Below are 12,532 nucleotides of genomic sequence, written 5' to 3' on the forward strand. Positions count from 1 at the left end.
ACGCTCGAAACACTCAGAGCCTACGTTCAGAGTCAGTCAACGCCTGAGTGTTCTTGAAAGCCCCACGGGCTTTTCGCCTTATATCCCCGCCCGCACTGGGCAAGGGTTTACGGCGTTTTTCGCTAAAATAAAGGAGTCGATATGAGAAAATTTTTCTTGGGGGCAGTATTGCTGCTAGCGGGGTTAATCAGTGGTTGCGATCAATTCAAAGATATCAGTATCAGCGAAGAGCTGATCAATGACTATCTGGTGAAACATGTTCATTACCAGAAAAAGATTGAATTACATGGTCTTGCTAATGCAGATATAAAATTAACAGAACTTTCCAGCCAAATTGGCCGGGCAGAACCAGACAAAATAGCATTAACTGGCCGCGCAGAAGTCAATATTACATCCCTGCTTGGCCCGGCAAAAGCCGATATGAAGTTAACACTAAAAGCCCAACCTGTATTTGATCCAGAAAAAGGGGCTATTTTTCTGAAAGCGTTAGAAGTCATTGATTACCAAATCACACCGGAAAAAATGGAAAAACCGGTTAACGCACTGGTTCCTTACTTGAACAAATCACTTAGCGCTTTCTTTGATACTAACCCGGTTTATGTATTGAAACCCGATCACAGTAAAGCTGAAGCCGCCGCCAAAAAATTGGCAAAAGGGTTAGAAATCAAACCTGGCAAATTTGTTATTACACTTACCGATAAATAATTTTCATAAAAGAGGCAAATAATTGAACATTATTTGCCTCTTTATCATTTCAAAATCAAGCGTCTAACTCTTCTCTTAACGCCTGCAATGCTTCGCGGGTAATGATTGCGAGTGTCCGATAAAAACCCGTTGTCGCATGGGCTTCCACTTTTCCTAAAAATTGCCCACACCACGGCAGAAGATATTCATCAAACAGCGCAATCTGCCCCTGAACCTCATCCTCTGCTGCCTTATCTTCCAGCCATGACGCGGCTAATAGCAGAGATCCAAACTGATCGGACGGCGCATCTGACAATGGCATACCCCGTTCAATCAGAAATTGACAAACACCATCTTCACTCTCACCGGTATAGCCAGAACGACGACCAGATACACTGGCATCATCTCCACAAAACAGTGCGATATAATCAGCTTGCATTGCTGGTAGATCACAATCTTGTTGCAAACGATCCAGCAACGCATCCTGTTCCAATGGCCAAGACTGCTTCAATTTACCTTCTGCAATCATCGTCAGAAGAGGTTCCAGAACGGCATCTTGTGGCTGGCGATTAAATAAAGAGCCTAAGATACGGCAAACAATTGAAAATTCATTCATCTCAGTTTCCAAAAAATAGCTATTTTGCCGCTATTGTCCCTAATAACCGTCCCTACTGTAAAGAGACGTGATTAATATCCCAATTCCATATCCACAACACCGGTTGGTAATTCACCTTTTTCAATTCGCTGAATATTTTCACTAATCGTATTCATAGCAATATCAGGAATAGTAATAGCAGCAACATGTGGAGTAACCGTTATACGAGGATGAGTCCAAAACGGATGCATTTCCGGTAAAGGTTCCTCAACAAATACATCCAATGAAGCCCCTGAAATATAGCCTTTATTGATTGCCACCAACAGATCATGTTCTATCAAATGGGAACCTCGCGCGATATTAATCAGATAAGAACCTGGTTTTAACTGACTGAACAACGATAAATTCAGAATACCTCGGGTTTTTGGTGTATCTGGTAGCAGATTGATAAGCACCTTACTCCCTGAGAGAAAATCGCCCAATTGATCTTTACCGTGAAAACTTTCTACCTTATTAATCTGCTTTGGAGTACGGCTCCAACAACGGACAGCAAGCCCCCATTCAGCCAATGTTTCTGCGACATCACTTCCTAAAACACCCGCGCCTAGTACACCTACGACAAAATCTTTGCGATCATGTGGCTCAAATTGCTTCCACACACGCAGCCCCTGTTGCAACTTATACTCATCCATGCGTCGCAAATAGTGTAAAACCGTTGCTACTGCATACTCCTTCATTTGCAGCCCCATGCCTGCATCTTCAAGCCGCATCAGTGGCACACCGGCGGGTAATGTTCCTGGTTTTTGCTGTTCCTGTTTTAAAATCGCTTCTACACCGGCACCTAATGCAAAAATCCCCTTCAACCCAGAGCGATTTGCCAGCATTTCATAGGGTGGCAACCAAACCATTGCATAATCTGCGTGCTGATTATCACCGCGTTTCCATTGACGGATATTAATATTCGGCAGTCGTTGTTGCATGCCTTGAATCCACTGATTGGCATCAAAAAAAGGGTGGTAAAAGATAATCTCCATGACTGTTTATCCTCATCTTATTTTTTTCATACAGGGTTATCTGATTAACAGTAGGTTGCAAGTCCCTTTGTTAATCGTCATTACGAAAATTTTGAGAATGTTAAGTAGTTAACGAATTCATTTTTTTCTTATTAAAAGACTTGAATCTAACTATTTCGGCGTCATCAGATGGATATCAATTCATCGAATTGGCGTTTATTTCGCTAACCAATCAAAAAACCAAAGAAAAATATCAGAAGAGTGTTGACGCTTGTAACGCTTTTCCCTATAGTAGCGCCCCGTTGCAGCGACGATGTTAAACAAAGTTACTGGAATGAAAAAACATGGTGAGGTGTCCGAGAGGCTGAAGGAGCACGCCTGGAAAGTGTGTATACGTGAAAACGTATCGAGGGTTCGAACCCCTCTCTCACCGCCAAATTTGAAAGAAAGCTCAGGTTCACCACCTGGGCTTTTTTATTGCATATACCTCCGATGCAGGGAGGGTCGAGAACCCTCGTCAGGGTTTGACAAAACGTTAGTGAGTTTATCGCACAAGTCATTAAGCAAAAGAGTCAACGACCAAATGCTTCAGTTAAGCTTAAAGCACAACCTTTTTGTGTCCTCGTATTAACGCGACGTAAAATTTCAACCAGTACACCAGGATACTTATCATATTCTCTGCTAATTATCCCGATATCATCGGTAACAATAAATGCCGGGTAACTCGTTGATGACGCATCCATATAACTCATCAAACCCGGCATTCCATCCGGTACCGGTTTCAATGTTTCAGGATCAAGTGCTCGCGCATATACCCACGGCGGAACATGTTTACGTTGCATCTCATCTTCAAAGAAACAAGTGTTGAGTTCAACTTGATTAAAGGTATCACGGATCTGGCTAATATTATCGAGGTTGAATGTGTCGAATAAAAGATGATTAAAGTCGTCACGTTTCAAAGACTCTTTTTCGTGATTTTTCCAGCCTCCCCCCGTGATGATATAAAGACTTTTATCTCCAGAGAATGAGATATTTTTATCTTTCATATAACGGCAAAGCAAATAAATAAAGTACGGCGAACCAATAAGACAAATATCTTTCCCTTGACGTTGTATTCGCTCAAGACTATTTAATGTCTGAACAAAATCTATGCGCTCTTCTGTTACGGTGAATGATGTAGGATATAACAATTCTACCAGGCTCATAACATATTTAAACCAAATATTATGAGCATTAAATCTATCTGGTCCCAGATTGACCAATTCCATTTGATGATCAAACCAACTACCAATATATTTCATGCCATAACTCACAGAGCCTAAAAGTCTCTCAATACTTAGTCTGTCACGTGGCACCTGACTTTTTAAACCATTCGTCCCACTACTAGTAAACCAACTTTCAATTTCGTTCTCCTTAGAAGTTAATAAGCGAGTAAACTTAAAAACTGATGTTGGGAATACAGGTATGTCATCAATTTCCGTCATATTGTCATCTACTTTATGTGCCTGACAGTAGTGACGGTATTCCTGACAATGTTTATAGTGATTACGAAACGCATCAAGCACAAGTTTTTTTCTGATCTTTTCCTGTTTATCGTAAGACCAGGCTAAGGGATCACTCGAAAAAATCAAATCATCAATTTCTGAGCTTGCTGTGATTTCTTGTTTATCAACATATGAAGTCATACCTGTTTTACCTCGGTAGCTATACCCGTTATCTTTCAAGTTGCCTCTTTGTTGGCTGCACTCACCCCGGTCACAGAATTTGCTATATGCTCCCGGGGATTCGCTCCCTTACCGTCTCGATGCATCTTGAAATCCATAGCGTATAATATTAAAGAGTATGGCAGAGTTACTGCCATACCCTTTTATTACATGTGATACTTCTTAATATTATCATTAACAATATCAATTGTGTTTATTTGATGCGTAAAGTCATTCATTGATTCAAAGGACAATAATATGTCTTTTGCACCACATTTTTCAATTGCCAATTTAGCCGAAGCTATGCACTCCATATAATTACCGATAGCGTTTTCTGTAATTATTTCTTCAAGTTTCTTTTCGAAATTTTCATTAGGGTGCATTTCAAGAACATAATCACTAATAAATGCACGCGTTTCTTCTTTAGCTTTCTTACTATCTTCGTTATAGTTAACCAATATCATTAACTGATGGTCTATTTCTGACAGGTCAATACCATATTTATCTGCTATAGCTTGATATCTTTCCGCATATTCATGTTTAACATCATTGGAATCATCCCACTTAAAGATTAGAGGAATGCCTTTTTTCGCAGCCCACTCAACAACATGATGACTTGTTGCTGTTACATATTTCCGAGGTCCGCCTTGCGTATAAGCATGGGGGTTTACAGATATTTTGGGGAAATTATAAAAATCGTTATCTGGATTACAATAACCTGTTGTTAACGCATCGTTAATAATTTCATAGCACTCTTCAAATAATTGCTGCTGATATTGTTCAGGGCGATTAAAAAAATGCATTTCATCCTTTTTTTCACAATCACTAAATCCTAAAATAAATCTTCCTTCGCTTAACTGATCCAATAAGCACGCTTCCTCCGCTATGCGGACAGGATGATGAGTTGTAATGATATGGTTCAATGAACCAATTTTAATCTTTTCTGTCAGGCCAAGTAAAAAACCAGAAACAGTCAGAGGAGCGCCGACAACGCCATTATCTGAAAAATGATTTTCACACACCAAAATCTGTTTAAAATTCAATTTATCGACATATTCTGTTATTTCCTGCATGCGAGCTATACTTTGCTCTTGAACAGTTGTTGAATTGATCAAGTTAAGGAAGAACAATCCAAATTTCATTTTATTTTCCTTAGCTAATATAATAGCGAACGTTGTTTTTCTTTAAGAAACGGCATCACACCAGACTGGAAGAGCTTCATGGAAGCAATAATTTCATCCACTGTTCCATTAGCTTCAAACCCACAACAAATATTTGATATTCCTGTGGCATCAATGTCTGTTTGAATTATATCAATACATTCCTGCGGAGTTCCCACAGGATTGATTTCGTAGCTGTAATCAACGCGACGATTAGTATTTTTATGTCCTTTTAAGACAAAATCGCGCCATTGTCCTTTATTAAAATCATAACCCTTTGTTTTGTCTGAATCATCAAAAATGGTCGTGGCATTAACATAGGAGTCATACCAATGTCCCAGAAAATTCCGGCAAATTTCTTTCGCTTTCATTGAATCATGATCTATAGATGTTATATATGATAAGCAATGGTCGATATTATGAATATCGTGCCCATATTCTTGAGCTACCTCGTTATAAAGCTCAATTTGTGCTTTCTTTTCGTTAGTATTTATAATCCAACTTAAAATCATCGGTAAACCATGTTGAGCGGCCCATTCAGTCGTAGAAGCAGATTCAGCAACGACATAAATAGGTGCACCACCTTGACTATATGTCGTCGGCAGCACTTTTACCTTATGGAACTTGATATGTTCGTTGTCGGCTTCCATATATCCCTCTGTCATTCCATTTCGTATCAACCGATACCAGCACTCCATTAAGGCGCGACTGTTATTCATATCTGTACCAAATACGCGAAAATCTTTATTGTAAAGCCCCCGACAAATACCAAACCGAAATCGTCCTTTTGACATTTGATCCAGCAGATTCACATCTTCAAGTTGGCGTGCTGGATGAGCGGTGGGGAGAACAATAGCCGCAGTCCCTACATTCAATTTCTTGGTTGCACCAAGTAAATAAGCAGCAGCCACATAAGGGTTACCAAGCAAACCAAACTCCGTGAAATGATGCTCAAGTAACCATACGGTATCAAAACCGCATTCCTCAGAAACGCGGCCTAATTTAACCAACCGTTTCATTACCTCTGTTTGAGAAAATTGGGGGGGTTGGTATGTAAGCAAAAAGTTTCCAAATTTCATAGAGAGTCCTTATATTTCTATTTGAGTGATAGAATTAACCATCTATCTCAATAGGTTTTAAGACAGCGCAATTGCTTGATTTTCAATTTCAATTTTCATTCGACGTTCATTGACTGCCGCAATGGTTAAATGTTCGAATGACGGTTCAATAATATCGACATCAATATCCAGACGACCATTATCCATTGCGATAGCGGCTTTCGTAACCGATTGATAAAAATTGCGCAGGACCACTAAGTTCTCACCCAAATCATGTGAGCTTCCTAGTAAAGAATATATCTTGCATTGCTGACTACCCATGCTTGATAGTAATGTAATCACTTCATCTTGCTTTACCCAATCGTCATTATTTGCAGTAAAAGCAATAAACGGTACATCAAGATGCATCATGCTATTAATTGTAGAAGTTAAATCTTCCCAGCCAGAATCAAAGCAATCTCTCGCAAAAACCTCAGCACCCAATTTATGGCCTTCAAAATCTAAATTATCTGGCAATTCATCAATGGGTAAGCTGAGATAATCAAATCCTAAAGCTCTTTCAAGAGTATATCTTAAATTAACCACACCGACCGCAGTGATTAAAAACGAAACATGGATTTCAGATAGACTGGCATAAGCTATCCGCGCAGATAAGCTTGAAGCCAGCATACCGAGGTTATTTATGTTTCGGGTATTTAACCAATCAACTACGGCTAACAAACTCTGTTTTCCTATAGACATGGTAAATTCATCAATTGTCCCTGAACTTAATCCAACGTGGTGAAGAGAATCATAACGGATCACATGAAATCCATTCTGCGACAAATATTCTGCCAGCCCCGCAAAATGATCCATCCTGCGGGCAAAACCCGATGCAATAATAAGGGTATTCTTTCTCTTTGGACTATTTTCTTTTGGCAGCGTCTCCCAGACATGAATTTCTTTATTTTCTTCAACACCAATAATATGGTCGATGGTTTTATATCTGGATTTATTTTCCATATTTTTTACCTATTATGGGACAAATACCAGGAACTTATCTTCTTCCAGGAATCGAGTCTGTTCTATTTCAACCGCAACATCCTTAGAAGTATAGTGGGATGGTCTTTCATGAGAAATATATGTCACTAATCGTTGTAACGGTCTCATTCCGTCATGGGCGCCACCAACTCGAAATATGTTATTCATTCCTGCTTCTACAATCCTTTCTGCACCTTTTAATGCTAATGCATCTCGATACTTAAGCGCGGCCTCCCAAGGAAAAACAGATATGGTTTGCGTTTTATTTTTTCGCACATAAGGCAATATTTGCTCAATATTATCGACGTGATGAAGGTACACACATCTGCCAAGTGGTTGATTAAGTTCCACACCTGCATTTGACTCAATAACCATCCAGCGCTGATGAACATCAACCTCTACTTTTAATCCAGCAAATAAACATTCTTTTTGAACTAAGGAATAGGCTGCCTTTTCATCAAAATCTTTTTTGGTGTTGGGTAATATATGCGCATATAAGTTCAGTTTTTCTATCAACGTTAACTTAAACTCTTCATAGTGACTTCCCATGTAGTATATGTTTTGGCTGGAAAAGCAAGCTTGCTGATCGTAAAAACAAACATCATGAGCCGCCCCTGTAGCGGCGGATATTAAGTCAACGGGGTTATCAATAATGCAAAAACTCTTCTTAGGACCAAACTTAATGACATCAATATCGGGTGGCACATGCTTTACCGCCCAATTAATCGCATCTTCTCCTCCCCAAGCGACAACAACATCCGCATGTTGCATAATTTCTTTTGCGAGTGATATATCACCTTGATGTTGCCAATATATGACTGACAAAGAACGCGTTACCGGATGATGAGGGTCCACATCGATAAAACTTAATGCTAATGCATTAGCGGTAAAAGGATCGGTTGATGAAGTTTTTATGATGCATTGATTCTTTGTTAAAATTGCACGTAATATAGACAGCACACCAGATAATGGTACATTACCCGTCAACAGATGTATGGACTTTCCTTTCGGAAAAGCTCTAACATAACTTTCATCCTGAGGTAGCCATTCATCCATAATATGGCGAGAACCAAGTTCATTTTTTACAATATCATAAAGACTACCTTTAGAGCACAAAATCATAGATATCCAGTTGGCCTCTAGCTTAGCCATTTCTGCTGAATACCCCATATATCTTTTTAGATCACGAATATATGTCCTGCGTCTTGTATATTCTTCATTTTTCCATCTTTGCCCTACCGTATAGAGAAAGTTGATGATGTTATGCAACTGCAATTCATTATTTTCATTATAATCAATAATGTTTTTTACTTGAGAATCATTCAAGATTGGCAAATGAATATTATCATCACCAAAATTAATGGATTGCACTAAATCATCACTTTCAGGAAATATTTCGACTCGACCGTTAATAATGAATGAAATTTTTTTAGTCATACTTGCCATCCATTTAATAGGGCAATTTCAACTTAAATTGCTGTTTAACTATCTTGCAAACACGCTACAACTTTCTGCTTAAGACTGTCAGTGTGACTGAGTGAACCATCAACACACAACTCCCGTTTGACAATATCTGTTAAAATAGCAAACGAAAATTTTCACATCAACAAGATTTGTTAATAAAAAGTTTCAATCAAATAAAAATATTTCAAATTAAAAGAATCTCAATTTTTTTATACGTGATAATATTCATGGAAATTATTATCTGGCTTATAAGTTAAGTTATATATATCACATAAACCGGTTTCATGCCTGAACCAGCAGGAAAAACCAGAATATAATCGCGGAAATCCTTTTCTTCCAGCATCGGTAACGATTCAATATCGTTCCATACTTTATCCAAAAAAGATAAAGAGATTACTCCGCGCTAAAAATTCAATTAATTATTCCATTTTTGGTTAAGCCAATTCATCTTCAATTTAACGTCTCCATATTAACCGGCGCGGTGGTCAGCTGATTAGGCTGCTCCTGTTTTTCATAACTGTCCATCTCCGAATTAATGAACTGGGCACGACAGGGGCACAGGTCACCTTATCCCCTTCACGCACGGTTGCTCGACCATTAAATGTCATGGTTTGGTCACCGGTAATAATCTGGCCGTCACAAGTGGTCTTGTCACCAACGAGCAAAAAATATCCGATTGCCATCTATTTGCTTCTCCATTGGCTAACCCGTTGGAGAGTGGCTCTGACTGAAATCATCATCATGTTCTCACCGTTTATTCGTTAACATAGATGATGAATAATCCGTCAGATTTTCCTTAGAAATCATATAGAAACATTCTGAAAATTGCGGATTTTATCGCCTCAAATGCGGGCAAAAACTCATTATTTACAACAAAATAAAAACATATAATGAACACTCAAGTCCGCAAAACTATCGTGCTCTTCTGTTGAAAAAGGAAATACAGCTGTAGTATTAAGTTGCCAATAAGTCAGCAATCAATGCAATTTTTAATCAAAAATTAATACAAATTGTTACCTTTCCCTTTTGCTTTTTATTTTACTGTCGCTAAGCTATTAACCCGGTTAGCACTATCGTTTTGAACTCAAAGCATTATTACCGCAATTTGGGTTTTGATTCCCTTATTGCTTTTTTTATTATTTTTTTGGCTTATGCACAGATGAAAACTCGTAGAATGAACGGCATACGGCCGTTTAGTGCTGTTATTGAGGCTTGTTGGAAAGAACCATACTCTTTTACCCGTTTAATTAAAGATATTATTGCCGGTATTACTGTCGGTATTATCGCCATCCCACTCGCTATGGCGTTAGCTATCGGGAGTGGTGTTGCCCCGCAATATGGGCTTTATACCGCAGCTATCGCCGGTATTGTTATTGCAATCACTGGCGGCTCTCGCTATAGCGTCTCCGGTCCTACCGCCGCTTTCGTCGTCATTCTCTACCCGGTATCTCAACAATTTGGCCTGAGTGGCTTGCTGATTGCGACGTTGATGTCGGGCATTATCCTGCTGGTAATGGGATTAGCCCGTTTTGGTAAGCTGATAGAATATATCCCGCTACCTGTCACACTGGGTTTTACTTCTGGAATCGCTATCACTATCGCAACCATGCAAGTCAAAGATTTTTTTGGTCTGCAACTGGAACATGTACCAGAGAATTATATCAATAAGGTTGCCGCTCTATTTCATGCGCTGCCAACACTACATCTGAGTGATACGCTGATCGGCCTGACTACCCTTTCAGTTCTCATTTATTGGCCTAAGCTAGGGCTAAAATTACCAGGGCATCTTCCTGCTCTAATCGCAGGATCTGCCGTGATGGGAATAATGAGTTTATTTGGTCAGGATGTGGCTACCATTGGTTCTAAGTTCAGTTATATTCTGAATGATGGCACACAAGGCCAAGGTATCCCGCCAATCCTGCCTCAATTTGTTTTACCGTGGCATTTGCCTGATACGGGTTCCCATAACATTGATATCAATTGGGCCACAGTTTCAGCCCTATTGCCCGCCGCCTTTTCAATGGCCATGTTGGGCGCGATTGAATCGCTGCTCTGTGCCGTCGTTTTGGATGGTATGACAGGCAAAAAGCACCATTCAAACAGTGAATTGATTGGTCAGGGATTGGGAAATATTGTCGTTCCCTTTTTCGGTGGCATTACCGCCACCGCAGCAATTGCCCGTTCAGCTGCCAACATCAGAGCCGGTGCAACATCTCCCGTTTCAGCTATTGTTCACTCTCTACTGGTTCTACTGACTTTATTAGTATTAGCTCCCATGCTCTCTTATCTTCCGCTCGCCGCTATGTCTGCCCTGTTGCTGATAGTTGCCTGGAATATGAGCGAAGTACATAAAGTTATCGATCTAATTCGCCGCGCGCCAAGGGATGACATTATTGTTCTGGTGCTTTGTATGTCGCTCACGGTGCTGTTTGATATGGTTATCGCAATTACGATTGGTATCGTATTGGCTTCGCTGCTGTTCATGCGTCGAATCGCCAATATGACCCGCATTAGCCAATTGTCACAGACAGATAGAGACAAAAACCTATTGGTTGTTCGGATCAATGGCCCGCTATTCTTCGCTGCGGCTGAGCGTATTTTCACGGAATTAAAAGAAGAAAGTGCAGGTTATCAGACGATCCTTATGCAGTGGGATGCTGTTCCTGTACTGGATGCGGGCGGGTTGCATGCTTTCCAGCGCTTTATTGATGAAGTGGGAAAAGATAAATATATCGCTGTTTGTGATATTCCATTCCAGCCGTTAAAAACTCTGGTCAGAGCCAGAATTCAACTCATTGAAAATCACCTTAGTTTCCATGCAACATTGCCACAAGCCATGGAAGAATTACATTTCAATTGCAAAACAGTTAACTAAAACCGCGATAAAGAGTCATTTAACTTTTTTCAAAATAATGGCGCTGTAATCCAGCGCCAAACTTATTAATCATTTGATGCGTTACATCAGAAAACGACTTTATTTACTGGTATCCAGTTCTGGGAAACCTTTTACCACGTCATCAATGGCTTTCATTTGAATCAGGAATGGCTCAAGTTTCGCCAACGGTAATGCCGATGGGCCATCACATCGGGCATTCGCTGGATCAGGATGAGCTTCAAGGAACAGCCCAGCAATACCAACCGCCATTCCGGCACGTGCCAGTTCAGCAACCTGAGCACGACGGCCACCTGATGCAGCACCTAACGGATCACGACATTGCAGTGAATGGGTCACATCAAAAATTACAGGATGCCCCCCGGTTGCCTGAGCCATGACATTGAATCCCAGCATATCCACAACCAGATTGTCGTAACCAAAATTGCTACCACGGTCACACAAGATCACCTGATCATTGCCGCCTTCTTTGAATTTTTCGACAATATTTCCCATCTGAGTGGGGCTGATAAACTGTGGTTTTTTAACGTTAATCACCGCTCCAGTACGAGCCATTGCCTCAACCAGATCAGTTTGACGCGCGAGGAATGCAGGAAGTTGAATCACATCAACCACTTCCGCCACTGGCTGAGCTTGTGCGGGTTCATGCACATCAGTGATAATTTTCACACCGAATTGTTTTTTTAGCTCCTGAAAAATCTTCATTCCCTCTTCCAGACCGGGGCCACGGTAAGAGTTAATTGATGATCGGTTCGCTTTATCAAAGGAGGCTTTGAAAACATAAGGAATGCCCAGTTTTTGCGTCACTGTTACATAGTGCTCACAAATACTCATGGCCAAATCCCGTGACTCTAGGACATTCATACCACCAAAGAGAACAAACGGCAGATCGTTAGCGACCTTGATATCACCAATATTAACCACTTTCTGTTGCATACTTAT

At 40.2% G+C, this 12,532-nt stretch carries 11 protein-coding genes, 1 tRNA gene and 1 pseudogene; 3 read left to right on the forward strand and 10 right to left on the reverse strand.

Annotated elements, in window-relative coordinates:
- Positions 1–141: 141 nt before the first annotated feature.
- Positions 142–705, forward strand: a complete 564-nt coding sequence (locus tag EAE89_RS16990; RefSeq protein ID WP_149617376.1) for a lipoprotein — start codon at positions 142–144, stop codon at positions 703–705.
- 55 nt (positions 706–760) lie between these two features.
- On the opposite strand, the gene EAE89_RS16995 is transcribed toward EAE89_RS16990, so the two are convergent.
- Positions 761–1,300 carry a TorD/DmsD family molecular chaperone gene (locus EAE89_RS16995; RefSeq protein WP_054480579.1) on the reverse strand — a complete coding sequence of 180 codons (540 nt, stop codon included), beginning with the start codon at positions 1,298–1,300 and terminating at the stop codon, positions 761–763.
- A gap of 71 nt (positions 1,301–1,371) precedes the next feature.
- On the reverse strand, positions 1,372–2,313 hold the full coding sequence (gene ghrA / locus EAE89_RS17000; RefSeq protein WP_149617375.1) for a glyoxylate/hydroxypyruvate reductase GhrA: 942 nt from the start codon (positions 2,311–2,313) through the stop codon (positions 1,372–1,374).
- A gap of 325 nt (positions 2,314–2,638) precedes the next feature.
- On the opposite strand from ghrA, the gene EAE89_RS17005 reads away from it, so the two are divergent.
- Positions 2,639–2,728, forward strand: a tRNA-Ser gene (locus EAE89_RS17005).
- Positions 2,729–2,864: 136 nt separating this feature from the next.
- On the opposite strand, the gene luxE is transcribed toward EAE89_RS17005, so the two are convergent.
- The 7 genes and pseudogenes from luxE to EAE89_RS17040 form a co-directional block, all read right to left on the reverse strand.
- Complete coding sequence (gene luxE, locus EAE89_RS17010; protein ID WP_244866548.1) at positions 2,865–4,016, reverse strand: long-chain-fatty-acid--protein ligase LuxE; 1,152 nt, start codon at positions 4,014–4,016, stop codon at positions 2,865–2,867.
- A 146-nt stretch (positions 4,017–4,162) separates the two neighbouring features.
- Positions 4,163–5,137 carry a luciferase subunit beta gene (gene luxB / locus EAE89_RS17015; RefSeq protein ID WP_214086280.1) on the reverse strand — a complete coding sequence of 325 codons (975 nt, stop codon included), beginning with the start codon at positions 5,135–5,137 and terminating at the stop codon, positions 4,163–4,165.
- A 14-nt stretch (positions 5,138–5,151) separates the two neighbouring features.
- On the reverse strand, positions 5,152–6,234 hold the full coding sequence (luxA, locus tag EAE89_RS17020; protein ID WP_214086281.1) for a luciferase subunit alpha: 1,083 nt from the start codon (positions 6,232–6,234) through the stop codon (positions 5,152–5,154).
- A gap of 57 nt (positions 6,235–6,291) precedes the next feature.
- On the reverse strand, positions 6,292–7,215 hold the full coding sequence (locus EAE89_RS17025) for an acyl transferase (protein ID WP_054480570.1): 924 nt from the start codon (positions 7,213–7,215) through the stop codon (positions 6,292–6,294).
- Between the two features lie 12 nt (positions 7,216–7,227).
- Entirely contained in the window at positions 7,228–8,670 is a 1,443-nt protein-coding gene (gene luxC / locus EAE89_RS17030; protein WP_054480567.1) for a long-chain-fatty-acyl-CoA reductase LuxC, read from the reverse strand.
- A gap of 280 nt (positions 8,671–8,950) precedes the next feature.
- Positions 8,951–9,076, reverse strand: a complete 126-nt coding sequence (locus tag EAE89_RS24425; protein WP_214086282.1) for an S-type pyocin domain-containing protein — start codon at positions 9,074–9,076, stop codon at positions 8,951–8,953.
- Positions 9,077–9,150: 74 nt separating this feature from the next.
- Positions 9,151–9,380 (reverse strand): annotated as a pseudogene (locus tag EAE89_RS17040) (PAAR domain-containing protein); the annotation flags it as partial.
- A 476-nt stretch (positions 9,381–9,856) separates the two neighbouring features.
- Between EAE89_RS17040 and dauA the strand changes: the two are divergent.
- A complete protein-coding gene (dauA, locus tag EAE89_RS17045) occupies positions 9,857–11,572 on the forward strand; it encodes a C4-dicarboxylic acid transporter DauA (RefSeq protein ID WP_054480582.1) in 1,716 nt (571 codons plus the stop codon).
- Positions 11,573–11,671: 99 nt separating this feature from the next.
- On the opposite strand, the gene kdsA is transcribed toward dauA, so the two are convergent.
- The gene (gene kdsA, locus EAE89_RS17050) at positions 11,672–12,526 is read right to left on the reverse strand and encodes a 3-deoxy-8-phosphooctulonate synthase (protein WP_149617371.1); all 855 of its coding nucleotides are present in this window, start codon (positions 12,524–12,526) and stop codon (positions 11,672–11,674) included.
- Positions 12,527–12,532: the final 6 nt, after the last annotated feature.

The organism is Photorhabdus heterorhabditis (genome assembly GCF_018448905.1).
Classification (GTDB): domain Bacteria; phylum Pseudomonadota; class Gammaproteobacteria; order Enterobacterales; family Enterobacteriaceae; genus Photorhabdus; species Photorhabdus heterorhabditis.